Here is a 20898-nt window from a genome sequence, read left to right on the forward strand (position 1 = left end):
TGGAGCGGCTGCAGTCCGTGGTGGCCGCATCCGGTCGACCTGGGGTCGACCCGCCACCCGATCGATCGGTCGGGCGTCGCTGACACGGGACATCGAAGGAGTCAATTCGTGGCGTTGTCCACTGAAGACAAGAAGCAGATCCTGGCCGAGTACGGCCTGAAGGACGGCGACACCGGTTCGCCGGAGGCCCAGGTGGCCCTGCTGACCAAGCGGATCGTCGGGCTGACCGAGCACCTCAAGCAGCACAAGCACGACCACCACTCGCGTCGTGGTCTGCTGCTGATGGTCGGTCGTCGCCGCCGTCTGCTCAACTACCTGACCAAGGTGGACATCGAACGCTACCGTTCGCTGATCCAGCGACTCGGTCTGCGTCGTTGACGAACACCGGGGGGAGCGGCCGATGGGCCGCTCCCCCCGGTGCATGAAGAACGGACGGCGCTGCGCGCGCCGTCGCAACTGAAGAGCGCTCACGGTGGCACGCACCGGACAGGCGTCCGCCGGTCCTCGGTAGTGGCTGCCGGGCAAGTCGTCGCAACAGACGTTCCCGGGGGCTTCGATCGATGGCCGGCCTCGTCGGACCACGATCCGGATGCTCCTGCCGTGGGCCTCGTGAAACCGAGGAGTCAACCTTGACTGAACCCCAGATCGACGAGGGCGTCTACGAGGCCACCGCCGTGCTGGACAACGGCGCGTTCGGGACCCGGACCGTCCGGTTCGAGACGGGCCGGCTGGCCAAGCAGGCCGCCGGCAGCGTCGTCGCCTACCTCGACGACGACACGATGCTGCTGTCCGCCACCACGGCGTCCAAGCAGCCGAAGGAGCACTTCGACTTCTTCCCGCTGACCGTCGACGTCGAAGAGCGGATGTACGCCGCGGGCCGCATCCCCGGCTCGTTCTTCCGCCGCGAGGGTCGCCCGTCCACCGACGCGATCCTGACCTGCCGGCTGATCGACCGGCCGCTGCGCCCGTCCTTCGTGGACGGCCTGCGCAACGAGGTCCAGGTCGTCGTCACCGTGATGAGCCTGGTGCCCGGCGACCTCTACGACGTGCTGGCGATCAACGCCGCGTCGGCATCCACCCAGCTGTCCGGTCTGCCGTTCTCCGGCCCGATCGGCGGCACCCGGGTGGCTTTGATCGACGGCCAGTGGGTGGCCTTCCCGACCCATGAGCAGCTCGAGCGGGCCGTGTTCGACATGGTCGTCGCGGGTCGCATCGTCGGCGACGACGTGGCGATCATGATGGTCGAGGCCGAGGCCACCGAGAAGACCGTCAACCTGGTCGCCGAGGGCGCGCAGGCGCCGACCGAAGAGGTCGTCGCCGCTGGTCTGGAGGCCGCGAAGCCCTTCATCCGGACCCTGTGCCAGGCGCAGCAGCAGCTCGCGCAGGCCGCCGCCAAGGAGGTCCAGGACTTCCCGGTGTTCCCGGCCTACGCCGAGGACGCCTTCACCGCCGTCGAGCAGGCCGTCTCCGGTGAGCTCGCCGAGGCGCTGAAGATCGGCGGCAAGCAGGAGCGCGAGAGCCGGCTCGACGAGATCAAGGCCGCGGTGCTGGAGAAGGTCGGCACCGGCGAGGGCCAGCAGTTCGAGGGCCGCGAGAAGGAGGTCGGCGCCGCCTTCCGGTCGCTGACCAAGAAGCTGGTGCGCCAGCGGATCATCCGCGACCAGGTCCGCATCGACGGCCGCTCGCTGACCGACATCCGCAGCCTGTCCGCGGAGGTCGGCGTGATCCCGCGGGCCCACGGCTCGGCGCTGTTCGAGCGCGGCGAGACCCAGATCCTGGGTGTCTCCACGCTGAACATGCTGCGCCTGGAGCAGACCATCGACTCGCTGTCCCCGGACACGACGAAGCGGTACATGCACCACTACAACTTCCCGCCCTACTCGACCGGTGAGACCGGCCGGGTCGGCAGCCCGAAGCGGCGCGAGATCGGCCACGGTGCGCTGGCCGAGCGCGCGCTGATGCCGGTGCTGCCGACGCGCGAGGAGTTCCCGTACGCGATCCGCCAGGTCTCCGAGGCGCTGGGCTCCAACGGGTCCACCTCGATGGGCTCGGTGTGCGCCTCGACGCTGTCGCTGCTGAACGCGGGTGTGCCGCTGAAGGCGCCGGTGGCCGGCATCGCGATGGGCCTGGTGTCCGACGAGGTCGATGGGCAGACCCACTACGTGGCGCTGACCGACATCCTCGGTGCCGAGGACGCCTTCGGCGACATGGACTTCAAGGTCGCCGGCACGAAGGACTTCGTGACCGCGCTGCAGCTGGACACCAAGCTGGACGGCATCCCGTCCGAGGTGCTGGCCCAGGCGCTCGGCCAGGCCCGCGACGCCCGGTTCACCATCCTCGAGGTGATGGCCGAGGCGATCGGCAAGCCCGACGAGATGAGCCCGCACGCCCCGCGGGTGACCTCCATCAGCATCCCGGTGGACAAGATCGGCGAGGTCATCGGCCCGAAGGGCAAGATGATCAACTCGATCACCGAGGAGACCGGCGCGGAGATCACCATCGAGGACGACGGCACCATCTACGTCGGTGCCGCCGACGGTCCGTCCGCGGAGGCCGCGATCGACAAGATCAACGCCATCGCGAACCCGCAGCTGCCGAAGGTCGGCGAGCGCTTCCTGGGCACCGTGGTCAAGACCGCGGCCTTCGGCGCGTTCGTCTCGCTGCTGCCGGGCAAGGACGGCCTGGTGCACATCTCCAAGCTGGGCAACGGCAAGCGCATCGGCAAGGTCGAGGACGTGGTGAACGTCGGCGACAAGCTGCGCGTGGAGATCGCCGACATCGACAGCCGCGGCAAGATCAGCCTGGTGCTGGTCAACGACGAGGCGGAGAAGGCCGAGGGCGAGGCCAAGCCGGAGGCCGAGACCCCGGCGCAGTGACCGATCGGCGCGCGTGACGCGCTGTCCAATGCGGCCCGTCCCGGAACTCCGGGGCGGGCCGTACGGTTGTGAGTCGTCAACTCACGATGTCGCGACGAGACCAAGGCGGTTGGTGTTTGATGAGCGGCGGCAGCCGCTTGCGGTGCGGGGCTCAACTCGCACCGCTGCAGACGTCTCCTCGCGAGGACAGCCCCGACGTGGTGAATTGGCGTCGGGGATCCCACAGCGAGGGGGGCGTCTGAGGTTCCGCCACCCGCACCGCTACGCAGACCAACTTCGAAATACTCTCTAAAGGGACATGAAGAAGCAGACACGCGCCGGGTACCTGCAGCGTCCCGGGACCACTCGAATCCTCGGCGGCACCGGCGACGCGGCCGTGCGCCGGACGGTTTTGCCGGGCGGCTTGCGGGTGGTCACCGAGCCCGTGCCCGGCGTGCGCTCGGCCTCCGTCGGCATCTGGGTCGCGGTGGGTTCGCGCGACGAGGGCCGCCCGCAGGCCGGTGCCGCGCACTACCTGGAACACCTCCTCTTCAAGGGCACCGCCAAGCGCACGGCGGTGGACATCGCGCAGGAGATCGACGCCGTCGGCGGCGAGCTGAACGCCTTCACGGCCAAGGAGCACACCTGCTACTACGCGCACGTGCTCGACCGCGACCTGCCGCTGGCGATCGACATGCTCTGCGACGTGGTCTTCGACGCGCTGAACGCGAAGTCCGATGTGGATGTCGAGCGCAGCGTGGTCCTGGAGGAGATCGCGATGCGCGACGACGATCCCGAGGACCTGCTGCACGAGCTGTTCACCTCGGCGGTGCTCGGCGACCACCCGCTCGGCCGTTCCGTGCTGGGTACCGAGGACTCCATCACCGAGATGACCCGGGCCCGGGTCAACGGCTTCTACCGGCGCAGCTACGAGATGCCGAAGATGGTCATCGCCGCCGCGGGCAACGTCGACCACGGCCGCGTGCTCCGGCTGCTGCGCAAGGCGCTCGGCGACCGGCTGGACGGCGACGTGCTGCCCGCGCCGCCGCGCACGGGGCGGGCGCGGCTGCCGAAGCAGAAGCCGCTGGCGCTGCACACCGACGACACCGAGCAGGCCCATCTGCTGATGGGCTGCCGCGGTTTCGACCGCTACGACGACCGCCGCTTCGCGCTCGGCGTGCTCAACGCGGCGCTGGGCGGCGGCATGAGCTCGCGGCTGTTCCAGGAGGTGCGGGAGCGGCGGGGCCTGGCCTACTCGGTGTACTCGGCCACCACGGCGTACTCCGACGCCGGGACGTTCTCGGTGTACGCGGGCTGCACCCCGGACCGGCTCGGCGAGGTCGCGACGGTGATCCGCGGCGTGCTCGCCGGCGTCGCGGCCGACGGGCTGACCGCGGACGAGGTGGAGCGCGGGCGCGGGCAGCTGCGCGGCGGCCTGGTGCTCGGCCTCGAGGACAGCGCGTCCCGGATGAGCCGGATCGGCAAGATCGAGCTGAACTACGGCAGGCACTTCACGGTCGAGGAGACCCTGGAGCGCATCGACGCGGTCACCGTCGACGACGTCGCGGAGCTCGCGGCCGAGCTGCTGCGCCGGCCGCTGACCACCGCCGTCGTCGGGCCGTACGACTCGCCGGCGGACCTGCCCGACGGGGTGTGACCCCGGACTCGACCGTCCGCAATTTCCATTGAAATCGAACCTTCGATTTCAATGGAAATTGCGGGCCGGGGCACCCGCGAGCGGGCGTGGGGTGCCCGTTACCTCGGAGAACGCCGGTGCATAGACTCGCGGCAGTGCGGCGTCGAGGTGGAAAGGTAGTCGTCACGTGAACAGCCCGATCAAGGTCGGCGTGCTGGGTGCCCGCGGGCGGATGGGATCCGAGGCGGTTCGCGCCGTCGGCGAGGCTCCCGACACCGAACTGGTCGCCGCGATCAACCGCGAAGACGGCCTCACCGGGTTGCTCGACGGCGGCGCTCAGGTCGCGGTCGACCTCACCCATCCCGATGCGGTGCTCGACAACATCCGGTTCTGCGTCGAGCACGGCATCCACGTGGTGGTCGGCACCAGCGGGCTCGGCACCTCGGAGCTGGACACCGTCCGCTCCTGGCTGGCCGACCGGCCGGAGGTCGGCGTGCTGGTGGCGCCGAACTTCGCGATCGGCGCGGTGCTGTCGATGCGGTTCGCCGAGCTCGCCGCGAAGTTCTTCGAATCCGTGGAGATCGTCGAACTGCACCACCCCAAGAAGGCCGATGCGCCGTCGGGCACCGCCGCGCGCACCGCGCAGGTGATCGCGCAGGCGCGCGCCGAGGCGGGCCTGGGCGAGGTGCCGGACGCGACGACCAAGGAGCTCGACGGCGCCCGCGGCGCGGACGTCGACGGCGTGCGGGTGCACTCGGTGCGGATGACCGGGCTCGTCGCGCACCAGGAGGTGCTGTTCGGCACCGAGGGCGAGACGCTGACCATCCGGCACGACTCCTACGACCGCCGCTCCTTCATGCCCGGGGTGCTGCTGTCGATCCGCGAGGTCGGGTCCCGGCCGGGCCTGACCGTCGGTCTCGACGCGCTGCTGGGGATCTGAGTGGCCCGCAAGCTGATGACCCCGCGGACGTCCGCGTTCGTGGTGGCGATCGTGCTGCTGGTGTACCTGGTGCTCATGGGCGGCCGCGCGATCACCATGATCACCAGCGGGCAGCCGGTGTTCATCGCCCTCGGGGTGGCGGTCTTCGTGCTGCCGGTGCTCGGCGCGCTGTTGGTCGTCGATCAGCTGCGGTTCGGCGCGAGCACCGAGCGGCTCGCGCAGCGGCTCTACGACGAGGACGCGCTGCCGGACGTCTCGCACCTGCCCCGGCGGCCTTCCGGCCGCGTCGAGCGGGAGGCGGCGGACGCGTACTTCGACGAGAAGCAGGCCGAACTCGAAGCCTCGCCGCAGGATTGGCGGCGTTGGTTCGCGCTGGCGCAGGCCTACGACCTGGCCGGCGACCGCAACCGCGGCCGCAAGGCGATGCGCCGCGCGATCGAGCTGGAGCGCGAAGAATCCGCGCGGTGACGCGGTTTTCGCCCGGCGCTACTCGTCCCCGCCGCGGGATCGCCCCGGCGTGATCAGCCTGGTTTCGCAGGCCAGCACCACTAGTTGCGAGCGGCCCTGGGCGTCCAATTTGGACAGCAGTCGGCCGACGTGGGTTCGCGCGGTGGCCGGGCTGATGAACAGCCGCTCGGCGATCTCGGCGTTGGAGCACCCGGCGCCGACCTCGGCCAGCACCTGGAGCTCCCGCTCGGTCAGCCCGGCCAGGCGATCGGCGTCGAGCGAACGGGAACTCGCCGCCGCGGCCTGCCCGGGCGACAGCATCGCCTCACCACCTGCCACCACCCGCACCGCCTCGTGCATCTGCTCCGGCGCGGTGTCCCTCAGCAGGAAGCCCGCCGCCCCGGCGCGAACCGTCCCGTCCGCAATCATCGGCAGCGCAGGACCTCCGAATGCTTGCGTCCAGAGCAGCTGGTGCAGAACGCCGTAGATGATGCCGACGATCAGCAGGGTGTTGGAACGCGTTGGGCACCCGAAGCCACCGCACGACCGCCAGCCAGACCGCGCTGGCCACGAACACGAGCAACGAATTGGCTAGCGGGCCCGCGAGGCGGAGATCGTGCGACCACCCGCGGCACGCCCAGCAGCGCCAACCCGAACACCGCCGACAGCGGCATGCCGAGGGATTCCCGCATCAGCGCACCTCTTCCCGGTGGTAGCGGAGGAAGCCGATGAACGCCGTCGTCGCGGTCACGGCGCTCGCCGCCAGCCGGAACCAGTGCCCGGTCTCGACCGCGACCTGCCGCAGGAACTCGGCGGAATGCACGATGATGCCCTCGGTGAACACGATCTCGTTGCGCGGCCAGAAGTCGAGAACCCGCCGCCCAGCAGCGAAGCCAAACGCGTTCGCGTCGCCGGCCTGGAAGCTCTCGCGCCGTACGCATCTCCACGTACGCCGTGCTCGGTCCGAAGTGGACCGCCTCTTGGCTCGCCGCAACGCCGGCGGCATTGCGGGTGATCCTCAGGCACAATGGGTTCAGGCGCGCGGACCGCGGCAGCTTTTCGGGAATTGTGAAATAGATGTTTCGCGGCGGCCGCAAGATAGGGTTACGTTGTTAACTCCTCTACCGCTCTTCGGGTGAACGCGGACGCGTGCTGCGCTTTTCCGGGTAACGATGTGCGGCGATCTCACCAAGTGGTTGGGCCGTTGACAGCGTCCCCGGTAATCCCGATCATTTCAGCCATGTCTAGGTTCGCCACTCTGGTGGCTCGCCTGCATGTCGATTTGGTGCAGCAGGCCAGCGCGCTCTGTTGCGCCGGCTAGGGCTCTCCTTTCGCGGAACCGGGCCTGGCGTGACAACGCAGGTTTCCCCCGGTCCGATGTGTTCCCTTCGGCATCGCCGCTTTCTCCTCTAGCGCGCGTTTTTCCGAACGTGCCGCCGGTGGGGTTCCGGCATGCCTTCAGTCGGGTGATTCCACGGATTCTCGGAGCACAAATGAAGATACGTTTTCGCAGATGGCCCACCGGGCTGGCCGCCGTGCTGCTGGCGGTCGGCGCGGTCACGCTACCCGTCCAAGATGCCTACGCAGATGTCGAAGTGTCGACGCAATCGGTCAAAGGTGCCGACGGCAAGGACTACACGGTCACCAACCACCTGGTGAAGAGCGCGCTGGAGAAGTCGCAGTCCGACGGCAAGCGCAAGGAATGGCTGCTGGTCTGGGCCGGCGACGAGAACATCGCCGACACGGTGGTCCCGGACGTGCGGAACCTGCCCGGATCGCTGGGCGGCGGCCCCGGCAAGGCCTCGAACGCCCTGCCCGGTCCGGACTTCCTCGCCGTCATCGATGCCACTCCGGGATCGCCCGGATATGGCCAGGTCGTCAACACCATCACCGTCGGGCCGCTGGTGGAGAACGAGCCGCACCACATGCAATACGTGTGGCACAAGGGCGACACCATCTACGCGGGCGCGCTCTTCGGCGCCGCCACCTACGCATTCGACGTGACCGCCCTGCCCAACGTGAAGCTGAAGGGCATCAGCCTGCCGACGCAAACGCTCGGCGGCTCCGTGCCCGACGCCTACTGGGTGCTCAAGGACGGCACGGCGTACGCGACGTACATGGGCGGACCGGTCGCGCCCGGCCCCTACCGCTACGACGACGGTTCGGTGCACATCGGCAACGGTTTCGCAGGCAGCCCCGGTGAAGTCGTGCGCTTCGACGAGAACGCCAAGGTGCTCTCGCAGTCCCCGGCGGCCACACCCGGCGGCGACAACGAGAAGCTGTGCGCCAACCTGCCGAGGCTCGGCGAGCCGACCTGCGCCAACCCGCACGGCATCCAGGCCCGCGAGGACCTGAACACGCTGGTGACCGCCGACTACGTCGAGCCGCGCAACATCATCCTGGACCCGGTGAAGGCGCCGTCGCCGTACCTGCGCCGGCCCACCGTGCGCACCTGGGACATCTCCGACCGCAACCACCCCAAGCTGAAGGCGGTGTCCTACCTGCCGGACGGTCCCCGCGCCGACCCGAACGACCCGCTGCACCAGGAAAGCCGCGCGGTGATGGAGACGACCGTCACCAACCTCCCCGGTCACAAGGGCGCCTTCGCCCAGACCATGCAGGGCGGCGCGGTCTTCTACACGCCGGACATCACCGCGGCCGAACCGCACTGGCGGCAGGTCTTCGACGACGGCACGGCCAGCCCCGGCTTCGACGCGGCCAACGACCGCAACGGCGGCAGCTCCAACGGCGGCTGGATCCAGACCAGCCCGGACGACCGGTTCCTGTACCGGGCGATCCAGGGACGGCAGCCCGGCACGTTCGGGCCCGACGACCCGGGCACCACGGGCGGCGTCTACGTGCTGGACATCTCCAAGCTCGTCGGAGCGGGCGACGACTACAAGTGCTCGATCGACACCAAGCAGGAGGCCGAGCACGGCGGCGCCGAGGCCGACTGCCCGACGCTCGCCGGCACCACCCCGATCAACCCCGGCAAGCCCGGCGCCGGCCCGCACTGGGGCGCGTACGACAACTTCGTGCTCGGCCCGGACGGCTTCTACCAGGAAACCCAGCAGCCGCAACGGCTCGCGGTGTCGAACTACTTCGTGGCCCGATCCGGCCTGGACGGCGACCACAAGGTCAACGTCGTGAGCCTGGGCAAGGACGGCTCGGTGTCGGTGGACGACGAGTTCCGCGACGAGGTCACCGGCGAGGTCGGCGTGAACTTCAACCGGCGGTCCTGGCCGCACGGCGAGTTCGGCAACGCCAAACCGCACTCGGAGCTGTTCGTGGTCGCCGACGGCGACGTGAAGTAAACCGCGCACCCGGTGGAGGAGCCGTTCTCCCGCGGAACGGCTCCTCCCTGGGAGGGCGATTTCACGTGAAATCGCCCTCCCCCACGCGTGGCAAGTGGCGATTTCGCGCGAAATCGCCGGAACCCGAGCGAGAGAACGCGAGTGGCTGATGGAGAACATGCACTCCCACACCGGGGTGTCCAGTGTGGATCTGCTGGCCTTGGTGCTGCGGATTCTCCTGCTGACCAGCACCGCGGTGGTCGCCGGCGTCGGCCTGCTGCGCGCCGTCGTGGCGGTGCCGCCGTGGCTGGCCTGGACGGCCGGCGGCGTCGCCGCGCTGGCCAGCGGGTGGTCCGCCGCGGTGCTCGACATCAACATCGGTTTCGCGGTAGCGCATGCGATCCTCGCGCTGGCGGTGCCGCTCGCGTTGCGGTGGCGGGCCGCCGCGACCTATCTCGGGTTCGCGCTGGCGCTGCTGCTGATCGCCGAGGCCGGGCTCGGGCATTCGTCGCTCGCGTTCTTCCTCGACACCGTGTTCGCCGCCGTCGCCGTGGTCTGGTTCGGCTTCGCCGTCGGATCCTGGCGCGACGACGGCGGGCTGCGGCCCGGCCCGGTGGCGCTGACCGCGGCCTTGGCACTGGCCGGGGCCGCGCTCGCCCAGCTGCTGTTGTCAGGCCTGCTCGACCGCCGACTGGTGGACAGCGCTTACGGATTGGCGCTCCTCGGGCTGGTCGTGGCGTCACTGGGAGTTCTGGTGCTGACCGTGGTGCTCCGCGACGTCCAGCGGGTTTACCGGCTGGGTGCGGTGGGAGTGCTGGTCGCGGTCGTCGCCTGGACCGCCCTGCCGGGCATTCCGCAGCCGCACGACCTGGCGGTGCCCGGTATCCCACGGCTCGCGTCGGCCGCCGGTACACCGGTGCTGGTCAGCCCGCACCGGCCGGGGCGGAACCTGGTGCACTTCCCGGCGAGCGCGGGACTGGACGTCGTGGTCGAATCCGGCGGCCGGATCTCGCGGGCCGTGCCGCGACCGGGCAGCACAGGAACCTGGGCCGAGGTCGAACTGGCCAGCGGGCGCAGCGATTTCGTGGTGCGTCGCGGGGCGGAGCAGGGCACGGTGGACGTCGACACCGGCGAGCTCCCCGCGCTGCCGGATGCCGTCGCCGCGGACGGGCCCGAGTGCGCCAGCGCCGCGCTGGGCGGCATCGTGGCCGGGGCTCCGTCGGTGCTGGACAGCTGCCCATCCGCAGCGTTGTCCACAGAGGACGAGGATGCGCTGCGCAAGCAGGTCGGCTACCTCGCCGCAGCCGGGGTTCCGTCGATCACCGTGATCAGCGACGAATCGCCCCGCTCCCGAGCCGCCGCCGACGCGGTGCTTTCCCAAGCACAGCAACGCGGACTGGCGATCCGGGACGATCCCGGCGGCGCGTTGCTCGTCGTTTCCGGCTGGTCGCGTGCCGCAGAAGCCCTCGAATCCAGCAACAGCGGTCCGGGCTACATCTACGGCGTCCACCTCGCCCCGTGGCTGCTGCACGGGCCGGTCGTGAACGCCGTGGCCGGCTCGTCGATCCCGCTGCGCTTCGACCCCCGTGACGAGCGCTCCCTGACCTACGGCATGACGCTGGCCGGCGTGTTCGGCGGCGAACCCCCGTCGCTCGCCGGATTCCGCCGCTGGCTGGCGGCGCGCCAGGAGAACCTCGCCGGCGACGTCGCGATCTACGCCTCCGCCCAGGTGGACGTGATGCGGATGGCCAACCACCCGCACGGCAGTTCCGCCGCGGGCCAATGGATTCCGCAGGGCACCATCGTCGCCATTTCCGGCCCCCTCCCGTCCTGACCCAGAACCAGGAGTGCTCATGTCTGTTGTGGACGTATCGCGTCCGGTCGTCCCACCGGTGCAGGCGCCACCGGCGCAGCGCGGCGTGGTCGCGATCGGTGTCGCTGCAGCCGCCGTGGTCGGCCTCGCCGTCAACAACGCCGCAGGCTGGAAGCTCACCGTGCTCTACGCGATAGGCCTCGCGCTCGGGCTCGTGCTGTTCCATTCCCGCTTCGGCTTCACCTCGGCGTGGCGGCAGCTGGTGACCGTCGGCCAAGGCCGGGCGATCCGGGCGCACATGCTGATGCTGGGCGTGGCGTGCCTGCTGTTCTCCGTGCTGTTGGGCAGCGGCGCGAGCCTGTCCGGAACACCGGAGGGCACCGTCGCGCCGGCCGGGCTCGGCGTGGTGCTGGGCGCGTTCCTGTTCGGCGTGGGCATGCAGGTCGGCGGCTCGTGCGCCTCCGGGACGCTGTTCGCCGTCGGCAGCGGGCAGACCGCGATCCTGTTCACCCTCGGCGGCTTCATCGCCGGCTCGGTCGCCAGCGCCTTCGCCGCCGACTGGATCAAACTGCTGCAGAACACCGGACCCAGCGTTTCGCTCGCCGACACGCCATTGGGGTACGCCGGGGCACTGGTCATCTCGCTGCTGGTCATCGGTGCCATCGCCGGCGCATCGGTGCTGATCGAACGCCGCCGCACACCGCCGCCGATCGAACAGCCACCGACCGAACGCGGCGTGCTGCGGGCGCTGCGCGGCTCCTGGCCGCTGTGGGTCGGGGCGCTGTTGTTAGCCGGGCTGAACGCGCTGACGCTGTTCGTGTCCGGGCACGCCTGGGGAATCACCTCGGCGTTCGGCTTGTGGGGCGCCAAGATCCTCGGCTGGGTCGGCATCGACATCTCCGGCGCGCCGTTCTGGAGCGTGCCCGAGAACGCCGCGAAGCTCTCGGCTTCCGTGCTCACCGACCGGATTTCGGTGATGGACTTCGGAATCATGATCGGCGCGCTTATCGCCGCCGCCCTCGCCGGCGCCTTCACCCTGCACCGCAGGATCCCGTGGAAGCTGGCGGTCGGCGCCGTGCTCGGCGGCGTGGTCATGGGAATCGGCGCCCGGCTCGCCGGTGGCTGCAACATCGGCGCCTACTTCTCGGGCGTGGCCTCGTTCAGCCTGCACGGCTGGTTGTGGGGCGCGATGGCCCTCATCGGCACCTTCGCGGGCGTCGCGCTGCGCCCGCTGTTCGGGCTCACCAACCCCAAGCCGTCCGACTCCGTCTGCTGATCTGCCGCGCGGAAACCGCGTGGAACACCGAGAAATGGAGGAATCATGGCCACATCCATCCGCAGGTTCGCCGCGGCGACCGCGACCGCGCTGGCCGCCTGCCTGCTGACCGGCGGCGTCGCCACGGCCGAGCCGATCTGGGTGCTGCCCGGCGTCGACCTGGGCGCGGTGCTCGGCCCCACCGTCCAGTTGCCCACCCAGCTGCTGCAGCCCGTCTTCGACGTGCTCGGCGGCTGAGGAACGACCCGAAGACGAATTGAGGAGGAAGAACATGAAGCGGACCGCAGGACGTGCCGTCGCCGCCTCGTTGCTCGCCGGAGTCGCCTTGCTCGGCGCCGGCCCGGTGGCACTCGCCGAGGCACCGCAGGGGGACGGCGTGGCAGTCGTCGACGAACCCGACACCGGCGACCTGAACAACAAGTGGACCTTCGCGCCGCTGGGCGTGCCGGTCTTCGGTCTGATCGACTCGGTCAGCGGCGTCCCCAAGCGCCTCGGCCTGGTTTGAGCCGCCACGCTCGGGATGACGTCGCTGGTCACGGGGCCGTGAGTCCTTCGGGTCGCTGCAGCGGCCCAACGGGTTCACGGCCCCGCGCCCGCAGGTCAGGAGCCTTCTCTCCGGGATCGCCCGGTCACAGCCAGCCGACGACCACACCCGGCGCGATCGCCAGCGCGCCGAAGCGGATGAAGCGCCCGATGAAACCCGTGACCAGGAACGTGGTCAGCGGCACCTTCGCCCAGCCCGCGATCACCGCGATCGCGGCGAACGGCGGCAGGCTCGCGGCCGCGCTGATCAGCAGCACCGCACCGGTCCACACCGGACGACGACGGCAGTTCGCCCGGAACTTCTCCATCCACTCGCGCCAGCGACTGTCCTTCCGCTCCCGCTCGGTCTTTCGCCGGAACATCCGGGGCAGCCGGATCGAGCCGCGCGCCGCGTAGTAGTGCAGCAGTTTTCCGGCGATCTGCCCGGCGGCGATGACCAGCGCCAGCAGCCACCAGGGGATCTCCGGGCCCTTGAGCACCAGCCCGATCGCGAACAACTCGACGCTGATCAACGGGAGCAGCGCGGAGGCCACCGACACCCCGAAGGCGGTGGACAGCAAACCGATCACGGTCAGCACGATCGCTCCCAGCGAGCTCGGACCCCAGCAGGCGGTGTGTGGCCGGCAACCCCGCGCGTGCCCGAGCGAGCACGGCACCGGTGTTCACCGTTCTTCGAACTGCAATTCCATCGGACCCGACAACCGCAATTCCCGCAGCGGACGGCCGCCGGCGTCCAACGTGCGTACCGTACCGTCCGGAGCCCAGCCCGCACTGCGGAAGAAGGCCATCGACGCCGTGTTCGCCTCCGGCACCCACGTGATGCCGCGCGTGGCCCCGCCCGCGGCGAGCCGCTCCACCATCGCGCCGAGCAGCCGCCTGCCGTGACCGCGCCGTCCCCAGCGCGGCTCCACCAGCAGCGCGCTCACCAGCGCGACCGTGGCCGCATCCTCCGGCAGGGTGCCGTTGGCCGCCGCCGCCTCCGCTTCCGGGGCCGGGCCTGCCGCGCAGAAACCCACGATCCACGGGCCTTCCGTCGCGACCAGCACTGCGGCCGGACCGTCGGTCAGGGCGTGCCGCCACTCCTGCTCGGTCGCCGCGCTGTCCAACTCGTCCAGCACCGCCGCGGGCAGCAGCTCGGTGAAGGCGGTGCGCCACGTCGTCAGCTGGATGCGAGCGATCTCCGCGGCATCGGACGGCACAGCTTCCCGCACATCGGCATCGGCCATGGCGACAACCTAACGTGCCCGACCGGCTACCGGACCGGCCGCCCTGCAACCGGTACCGGGACTTCCGGTTCCGGGTGAATCCCGCCCGGGCGCGGAAGAGCGGGCCTCTGGTGATCGGATTGTCAGGGGTTGCTGGCACGATCTGGCGGGTGCAGACCATGAGCCGCGACACCGCACGCCGACTCGCTTTGGCCGCCCAGGGATTCGCCGACCCGCCGCCGCGCGGCGAGGTGACGCGCCGGCACCTGCAGCGCGCCCTGGCCCGCACCAAGCTCCTGCAGCTCGACTCGGTCAACGTGGCCGTCCGTGCCCACTACATGCCGCTGTTCAGCCGGCTCGGCGGCTACACGGCCGAGCTCCTCGATGCGGCGGCCTGGTTACACCGGTCGCGGCAACCACGCCTGCTCGTCGAGTACTGGGCGCACGAAGCGTCGCTGATCCCGATCGAGGACTGGCCGCTGCTGCGGTGGCGGATGCGGGAGTACGGCGGGGCTTGGCGACGGCGCAGCCGCGAGCTGCTGGAACGCTCGCCCCAGCTGATCGACGACGTGCTGACCGCGGTGAAGGAACTCGGGCCGATCGGCGCGGGCGGCCTGGAACGCGAGCTCGGCGGCGGCGAACGCCAGGGGAGGGGGCCCTGGTGGAACCGCACCGACACGAAACGGGCCTGCGAACTGCTGTTCGCGATGGGCGAGCTGACCACCGGCACCCGACGCGGCTTCGAACGGCTCTACGACCTTCCCGAACGCGTGCTGCCAGCGAATGTCCTCGCGCACGAACCGGAGGACGACGAGGCGATTCGCGCGCTGGTGGAGCGGTCCGCGCACGCGCTGGGCGTCGCCACCGAACCGGATCTGCGGGACTACTACCGGCTTTCGCCCGCGCAGTCCCAGCAGGCCGTGGCCGAACTGGTGGAGGACGGCGTGCTGGAGCCGATCGTGGTGCAGGGCTGGCGGCAGCCCGCGTACCGCTACACCGCGGCCCGAATCCCCAGGAAGGTCATCGGCCGTGCGCTGCTCTGCCCGTTCGACCCGCTGATCTGGGAACGTTCCCGCGCCGAACGGCTTTTCGAGTTCCGCTACCGCATCGAGATCTACGTGCCCGAGCCCAAGCGGCAGTTCGGCTACTACGTTTTCCCCTTCCTCCTCAACGGTGAACTGGTGGCCCGCGTCGACCTGAAGGCCGACCGTGCCGCCGGCGTGCTGCGGGTACCGGGCGCGTTCCTCGAAGCCGGCCGCGATTCGGGCGAGGTCGTGCCGGAACTGGCCGCCGCGTTGCGCGACATGGCGTCCTGGCTCGGCCTCGATGACGTCGTGGTCGGCGCCAGGGGAGACCTGGCCAAGCCGCTCCGCGCTGCCAGCCGCTGATCGCGGAAGCCCGCCGAGAGCGGTGACCGTGCGGGCGGCGCGCGTTCAGCTCGCGCAGGTGCCGTCCGCGCGGTCGTGTTCTTCTTGCGCCGCCATGACTTCGTCGCCGTGGCGGAATCCCCATTCGCCGAGCATCTCGATCGGGCCCAGCAGGCTCTCGCCCAGCTCGGTCAGCCGGTACTCGACCCGGGGCGGAGCCTCCCGGTAGGTGCACCGGTCGACCAGGCCGTTGTACTGGAGCCGGCGCAGCGTCTCGGAAAGCACCTTGGTGCGGATGCCACCGATCTGCCGTCGCAGGTCGATCGGACGCAGCGGCCCCTTGCGGAGCGCCCAGACGACCACCGGATTCCACGTGTTGGACAGCAGGTCGAACGCCAACCGCGCCCGGCAGTCGGCGAGGAACTCGCTGTTCGCGGGCAACACCTCGGACATCTCGGTCATGGGACTCTCCTCACCTGCCTGGAACCCCATCCTGCCCGGCCGTGAGGCACCGATTGGTAGCCATCGGGCCGCTTAGCGTCGAAACGGCATGCCACCGGAGAATTCGGACGAAAGCGAGAAGAGACCTGTGCGAATCGGGATTCTGGGCGCCGGGAACATGGCCGACGCGCTCGGTACACAGTGGACGCGAGCCGGTCACCACGTGATGGTGAGCGGTCGCGACCCGGCCAAGGCAAGAGCACTCGCGGAGCGACTCGGGCCGTCGGCGCGGAGCGGAACCTTCGCGGAAGCCGCCGAGTTCGGCGATGTCGTCCTCGTCGCCGTGCTGCACTCGGCGGTCGCCGACGTGCTCACCGCTGCCGGAGCCGAGGTCGGCACCTTGCGAGGCAAGGCGTTGATCGATTGCACGAACGCCGTCATCCCCGATCGCTTCACCCTCGACCTCCCCGCCGGAACCTCGATGGCCGAACGGATCGCCGGCCAGGCGGTCGGGGCGCACGTCGTCAAGGCCTTCAACACCTGCCACGAATCCGTCTGGCGTTCGACCCCACCGGTTTTCGACGGCCGACCGCTGGTCGTTCCGCTGTGCGGGGACGATGCCGTGGCGATCGCCACCGTTCGGTCGCTGGTGACCGACATCGGCTGCGTACCGGCCGACGGAGGCCCGCTGGAACGAGCGTCGCTGCTGGAAGCCACCACCGCTTTCATGATCGGCCTGTGGTTCCGCGGCGTCGATGCGCAGGCCATGTTGCCTCCGCAGAAGTACGGCACCGGCGGCTGACCACCCGCGGCGACGAGCCCGGCCGCGTCGATGGATCGGTCGTCGCGCGGCCGATCCATCGACGCCGTTCGGCGCTCACACCAGGCCTTCCACGTTTCACGTGGCTGTCGTCAACATGGCATCGCCCGTTCCTGTGCGGCCGAAGATCTGCAGCTTCGGCTCCTTCTCGGGAGGTACTTCGGAGACCACCAGGTCGCTGCTCGCCGTGCCGGTGGACGAGTTGAGGTCCACCTCCGCGGAGGTTCCGCGGTGGACGGACACCTGCAACTCGCCGGAGCCGGTGATCAGTTCGACCTGCCCGGCGGTCGCGTCCGCGACCGTCAGGTCGCCGCTGCCGGAACGCACCAGCACGTCACCGGACACGGTGCCGAGCCACACGTTCCCACTGCCAGTGGCCACCGACGACGCCGTCTCGATCACGGCGATCTCGACGTCACCGCTGCCGCTGCGCGCATGCACGCCGCCGGCCATCGTGCCCAGCCGGAGCTGGCCGGAACCGGACCGGATCGTGGCTCGATCCGACGCCCGCTCGATCGCCACCGTGCCGGAACCGGCCTGAACGTTGATCCGCCCGGCCGTGCCGGTCACGCTGATCTCGCCGGAGCTGGAGTGCACCCCGACCTCCGAGTCCAGCGGGGCGCGAACCTTGACCGCCAGCGGGACGTTGCGCAGCGGGGCGTTGGCCGGTGTCCGGATGGCGAGCCGGTTGCCAGTGAGGTCGATCCGCGTCCGCCGCACGGCCTCGGAGATCGGCTCCTGCGCCCCGCGCCCGCGGTCGGCCTCGCCACCGGTGCGGATGCCGGCCTCGCTGAACTGCTCGGTGACCCAGCTCAGCAGCCCGGTCAGGCCGCCGCGCCAGTCCGGCCCGCTGGCGGCTGCATCGTGCCGGACCTCGACGTGGGTCGTCGCGGTTTCGGCCAACTCGATCACGACCGGCCCCAGGCTGTTGCCGATGTCGATGCGAATCGGCCCGGCGGTGTCGAAGTCCTGGCTGCGCACCAGTTCGGCCAACCGCTCCTCGGCGCTCGACCGCTCCTCCGCGTCCGGCCGGTCGGCGGGCTCGGCCGGACCGCCGCCCGTTGTCTCGTCGTTCGTCATCGCAATCCCCTCCTCTCAGCCTTCGACCCAGCCGCGCACTCGCGAGCCGGGCTCGCCGCGCCACCGCCCGCGCGGGCCGCCGCCGGGCGGTCCCCATGGTCGGCCGCGACCGTGCCGCGGGTGGTCCCACGGGCCGCGCGGTCGCCCGGTGTGCAGCGCACCCTGAACCGCCTGCGCGACCCAGGTGTTCAACGACACGCCCTGGCTCGACGCGGCCTGTTCGGCCTGCGACTTGATCTCCTCCATCAGGCGGAGCGTGATGCGGCTGATGTCACCGCTGTCACCGCTGGGCGGGGGTGGTGGCGGCTCGGCCTCGTCCTCCACCGTGGGTGGTGCGGTGTCGCCGCTGACCACCACTCGGACGTCGCGGCCGTCGAGGCGGATGTCGACGACCTGGCCGTCCAGCAGGGTCGTCACCTCCGCTGCCAGGTCGGACAGTGCGTTCATGATCGCCAGCCGTGCGGCTGGCTCGATCGCGCCGGACAGCACCGCCGCGGTCTGCCGGGTCTGGTCGTCCCCGGCGGAGGCGGCGGAGCTCAGGTCCTCGCGAAGCTGCTCGATGTAAGGGCTCAGATCCATGACACCAATATGACTTCATAGATGGCGTCATGCAATGACCTGATGGTGTCATCTGGCGTCATGGGATCTTGTCGGGGCCGCCGGTTACGCTCGATGCACACATGGGGAGTCGCAAACGGCAGTCGTCGACCGCCGTCCAGAGCAGGAAAGGGGCCCGCCCGTCGTGACCGAGATCGTGCGGCCGAAAGTGCAGCTGATCGGCAAGACCGAGTTCTTCCCGCCGGAGGACGTGCCCTGGTCGACCGACGCCGACGGCGGGCAGGCGCTCGCGGAGTTCGCCGGTCGCGCGTGCTACCAGTCGTGGCGCAAGCCGAACCCGGCCACCGCCACCAACGCCGGCTACCTGAAGCACATCCTCGAGGTCGGCCACCTGTCCGTGCTGGAGCACGGCTCCGTGTCCTTCTACCTGTCGGGGATGTCGCGCTCGCTGACCCACGAGCTGATCCGGCACCGGCACTTCTCCTACTCGCAGCTGTCGCAGCGGTACGTGCCGGAGCGCGACGCCGCGATGGTCGAGCCCGACGTCATCGCCGGTGACCCGGAGCTGCACGAGAAGTTCGTGCAGGCCACCGAGGCGAGCGTCGCCGCGTACACCGAGCTGCTCGCCGCGCTCGAGGAGAAGTTCGCCGACGAGCCGAAGGCGACGCTGCGCCGCAAGCAGGCCCGGCAGGCGGCCCGCGCGGTGCTGCCCAACGCGACCGAGACGCGGATCGTGGTGACCGGCAACTACCGGGCGTGGCGGCACTTCGTGGCGATGCGCGCCTCCGAGCAGGCCGACGTCGAGATCCGCGCCCTGGCCATCGAGTGCCTGCGGCAGCTGCAGAAGGCCGTGCCGAACGTGTTCAGCGACTTCGAGATCACCACGCTGAAGGACGGCACCGAGATCGCGTCCAGCCCGTTCGTCACCGAGGGCTGAACCGGGTTCTCCCAGGTTTTCGCGAATCGGACGGCCGGCTCCCGCCTCGGGCGCCGGCCGTCCGCGCATCCCGGGCCGCCGGCAGCGGTCCCGCCCCAGCAGGGAACCGATCGGTCCGCCGCACAGTCAAAGGACTGATCCGGCTCATCTGATTGGATGAACGGCGAGGCGGGAACGTTTGCGCTGCGTGGTCGCGCGCGAGGACTTCGGTGGAGGACGGCGCAGTGGTTGAGCAGGTCGGGCCAGGGCAGCAGGCCCGGGTGATCGGCGGTCGGTACCAGGTCGTCCAGGAGCTCGGACGCGGCGGCATGGGGATCGTCTGGCGCGCCTGGGACCAGGTCATCGGCCGCGAGGTCGCGATCAAGGAACTGCACCTGCCCGACGGCGTGCCCCCGGCCGAGCGGCAGGTCTTCGAGGAGCGGGTGCTCCGCGAGGCGCGCACCGCGGGACGGTTGAACGACCCGGCGGTGGTCACGGTGCACGACGTGCTGGCCGAGTCCGGCGTCACGTACATCGTGATGGAGCTGGTGCAGGCGGTCACCCTCAGCGACTACGTCGCGCAGTGGGGTCCGCTGCGCCCCGAGCAGGCCGTGGACCTGACCCGCAAGGTGCTCTCCGCGCTGGAGACCGCGCACGCGGCCGGGATCGTGCACCGCGACGTGAAGCCGAGCAACATCATGGTCGCCGACGGCCGGGTCAAGCTGGCCGACTTCGGGATTGCCCAGACCCTGGACGACCCGAGGCTGACCAGCAGCGGCGCGATCGTCGGCTCGCCGTCGTTCATGGCGCCGGAGCGGATCAAGGGCGCGGACGCCTCGCCGGCCAGCGACCTGTGGTCCCTGGGCGCGACCCTGTTCTTCGCGGTCGAGGGCTGGATCCCGTTCGAGCGGCAGACGACGGCCGCCACGCTCCACGCGGTGCTCAACGATCCGCCCCGGCTGTCCGGCCCGCACGGCATGATCGGCTCGGTGATCACCGGGCTGCTGATCGCCGATCCGCGGGCGCGGTTCACCGGCCCGCAGATCCGGGCGCTGCTGGACAGCGCGCCCGCCAACGGCGGCAACCCGGACCAGACCCTGCCGGTCGGCAGCCCCACCCGGGTCGCCCCGGGGGCGCCGAAGCCGAAGCGGTCCAAGGGCCCGTGGCTGATCGCTGCGGCCGTCGCCGCCGTCGTGCTGTTCGTCGCCGGGCTCCTGGTCGGGCGGTTCGCGCTGGTCGGCGGCGGTGCGCCGGCCGCGATGGATTCGACCCTGGTGTTCGGCGAGGGCGGCGACGTCGCTGGTTTCGACCCGGACGCCAAGGACTGCGGCACCGGGAAGATCACCGCGGGCAAGCCCATCAACAACACGGCGTCCTGCTCCGACCCGCACGACTTCGAGTTCTACGCGTCGGGCTCCGCGTTCAGCTCCAGCAGCTACGACACGGCTTATCCCGGCAAGGACGTGCTGGTCGCATACGGCGAGGGCTACTGCTCGATGTACTTCGCCTCGGACAAGGTCGTCGCGCCGGGCAAGCAGACCACGTTGCGCTACGTCACGCTCGTCCCCTCGGAACAGAGCTGGAACGCATACCGCCAGTCCGAAGGCGACCGGAAGGCCGGCTCGCAGAGCATCTACTGCGCCCTCTACAGCGCGTCCGGCGACAAGCTGCAGACTTCCGCGACGAAGTGATCTCCTGCGCCACCCCG

Annotated in this window: 21 protein-coding genes; 14 read left to right on the forward strand and 7 right to left on the reverse strand. The window is 70.3% G+C overall.

The window, feature by feature from the left end:
- The first annotated feature begins 108 nt into the window (after positions 1–108).
- From rpsO to ACWEV3_RS20795, 5 genes are all read left to right on the forward strand, one after another.
- Positions 109–378, forward strand: a complete 270-nt coding sequence (gene rpsO / locus ACWEV3_RS20775; protein WP_093261676.1) for a 30S ribosomal protein S15 — start codon at positions 109–111, stop codon at positions 376–378.
- Between the two features lie 251 nt (positions 379–629).
- Complete coding sequence (locus tag ACWEV3_RS20780; protein ID WP_452615473.1) at positions 630–2876, forward strand: polyribonucleotide nucleotidyltransferase; 2247 nt, start codon at positions 630–632, stop codon at positions 2874–2876.
- Between the two features lie 298 nt (positions 2877–3174).
- Positions 3175–4512 carry a M16 family metallopeptidase gene (locus ACWEV3_RS20785; RefSeq protein ID WP_452615474.1) on the forward strand — a complete coding sequence of 446 codons (1338 nt, stop codon included), beginning with the start codon at positions 3175–3177 and terminating at the stop codon, positions 4510–4512.
- A gap of 166 nt (positions 4513–4678) precedes the next feature.
- A complete protein-coding gene (dapB, locus tag ACWEV3_RS20790) occupies positions 4679–5431 on the forward strand; it encodes a 4-hydroxy-tetrahydrodipicolinate reductase (RefSeq protein ID WP_452615475.1) in 753 nt (250 codons plus the stop codon).
- A gap of 15 nt (positions 5432–5446) precedes the next feature.
- Positions 5447–5899, forward strand: a complete 453-nt coding sequence (locus tag ACWEV3_RS20795; RefSeq protein WP_358575442.1) for a hypothetical protein — start codon at positions 5447–5449, stop codon at positions 5897–5899.
- A gap of 18 nt (positions 5900–5917) precedes the next feature.
- Here the strand turns inward: ACWEV3_RS20795 and ACWEV3_RS20800 are convergent, their stop codons facing one another.
- A complete protein-coding gene (locus tag ACWEV3_RS20800; RefSeq protein WP_452615476.1) occupies positions 5918–6307 on the reverse strand; it encodes a response regulator transcription factor in 390 nt (129 codons plus the stop codon).
- A 262-nt stretch (positions 6308–6569) separates the two neighbouring features.
- Positions 6570–6722, reverse strand: coding sequence for a hypothetical protein (locus ACWEV3_RS20805; RefSeq protein ID WP_452615477.1), 153 nt, complete (start codon positions 6720–6722; stop codon positions 6570–6572).
- Positions 6723–7371: 649 nt separating this feature from the next.
- Between ACWEV3_RS20805 and ACWEV3_RS20810 the strand changes: the two genes are divergently transcribed.
- The 5 genes from ACWEV3_RS20810 (at position 7372) to ACWEV3_RS20830 (ending at position 12765) form a co-directional block, all read left to right on the forward strand.
- Positions 7372–9192 carry a hypothetical protein gene (locus ACWEV3_RS20810; RefSeq protein WP_452615478.1) on the forward strand — a complete coding sequence of 607 codons (1821 nt, stop codon included), beginning with the start codon at positions 7372–7374 and terminating at the stop codon, positions 9190–9192.
- 157 nt (positions 9193–9349) lie between these two features.
- Positions 9350–11005, forward strand: coding sequence for a hypothetical protein (locus tag ACWEV3_RS20815; protein WP_452615479.1), 1656 nt, complete (start codon positions 9350–9352; stop codon positions 11003–11005).
- A gap of 19 nt (positions 11006–11024) precedes the next feature.
- Positions 11025–12260, forward strand: a complete 1236-nt coding sequence (locus ACWEV3_RS20820) for a YeeE/YedE family protein (RefSeq protein WP_452615480.1) — start codon at positions 11025–11027, stop codon at positions 12258–12260.
- Between the two features lie 45 nt (positions 12261–12305).
- Positions 12306–12497 carry a hypothetical protein gene (locus ACWEV3_RS20825; protein WP_132487414.1) on the forward strand — a complete coding sequence of 64 codons (192 nt, stop codon included), beginning with the start codon at positions 12306–12308 and terminating at the stop codon, positions 12495–12497.
- Positions 12498–12531: 34 nt separating this feature from the next.
- Positions 12532–12765 (forward strand): hypothetical protein, encoded by a 234-nt coding sequence (locus tag ACWEV3_RS20830; protein WP_452615481.1) that lies wholly within the window; start codon positions 12532–12534, stop codon positions 12763–12765.
- 124 nt (positions 12766–12889) lie between these two features.
- On the opposite strand, the gene ACWEV3_RS20835 is transcribed toward ACWEV3_RS20830, so the two are convergent.
- Both ACWEV3_RS20835 and ACWEV3_RS20840 read right to left on the reverse strand, forming a co-directional pair.
- Entirely contained in the window at positions 12890–13381 is a 492-nt protein-coding gene (locus ACWEV3_RS20835; protein ID WP_235883686.1) for a YqaA family protein, read from the reverse strand.
- 84 nt (positions 13382–13465) lie between these two features.
- Complete coding sequence (locus ACWEV3_RS20840; RefSeq protein ID WP_452615482.1) at positions 13466–14029, reverse strand: N-acetyltransferase family protein; 564 nt, start codon at positions 14027–14029, stop codon at positions 13466–13468.
- A 149-nt stretch (positions 14030–14178) separates the two neighbouring features.
- Here ACWEV3_RS20840 and ACWEV3_RS20845 point away from each other — a divergent pair, with 149 nt between their 5' ends.
- Positions 14179–15396, forward strand: a complete 1218-nt coding sequence (locus tag ACWEV3_RS20845) for a winged helix-turn-helix domain-containing protein (RefSeq protein ID WP_452615483.1) — start codon at positions 14179–14181, stop codon at positions 15394–15396.
- Between the two features lie 45 nt (positions 15397–15441).
- On the opposite strand, the gene ACWEV3_RS20850 is transcribed toward ACWEV3_RS20845, so the two are convergent.
- Positions 15442–15837, reverse strand: coding sequence for a winged helix-turn-helix transcriptional regulator (locus tag ACWEV3_RS20850; protein WP_452615484.1), 396 nt, complete (start codon positions 15835–15837; stop codon positions 15442–15444).
- A gap of 88 nt (positions 15838–15925) precedes the next feature.
- Between ACWEV3_RS20850 and ACWEV3_RS20855 the strand changes: the two genes are divergently transcribed.
- Positions 15926–16618 carry an NADPH-dependent F420 reductase gene (locus ACWEV3_RS20855; RefSeq protein WP_452615485.1) on the forward strand — a complete coding sequence of 231 codons (693 nt, stop codon included), beginning with the start codon at positions 15926–15928 and terminating at the stop codon, positions 16616–16618.
- A gap of 96 nt (positions 16619–16714) precedes the next feature.
- Here ACWEV3_RS20855 and ACWEV3_RS20860 read toward each other — a convergent pair whose 3' ends face one another.
- Positions 16715–17716, reverse strand: a complete 1002-nt coding sequence (locus tag ACWEV3_RS20860; protein ID WP_452615486.1) for a DUF4097 family beta strand repeat-containing protein — start codon at positions 17714–17716, stop codon at positions 16715–16717.
- A gap of 15 nt (positions 17717–17731) precedes the next feature.
- Positions 17732–18295 (reverse strand): toxin-antitoxin system HicB family antitoxin, encoded by a 564-nt coding sequence (locus tag ACWEV3_RS20865; RefSeq protein ID WP_358575283.1) that lies wholly within the window; start codon positions 18293–18295, stop codon positions 17732–17734.
- Positions 18296–18458: 163 nt separating this feature from the next.
- On the opposite strand from ACWEV3_RS20865, the gene thyX reads away from it, so the two are divergent.
- On the forward strand, positions 18459–19211 hold the full coding sequence (gene thyX / locus ACWEV3_RS20870; RefSeq protein ID WP_358575282.1) for an FAD-dependent thymidylate synthase: 753 nt from the start codon (positions 18459–18461) through the stop codon (positions 19209–19211).
- Positions 19212–19435: 224 nt separating this feature from the next.
- Positions 19436–20881, forward strand: a complete 1446-nt coding sequence (locus tag ACWEV3_RS20875; protein WP_452615487.1) for a serine/threonine-protein kinase — start codon at positions 19436–19438, stop codon at positions 20879–20881.
- Positions 20882–20898: the final 17 nt, after the last annotated feature.

Source organism: Saccharopolyspora sp. NPDC003752, assembly GCF_053605825.1.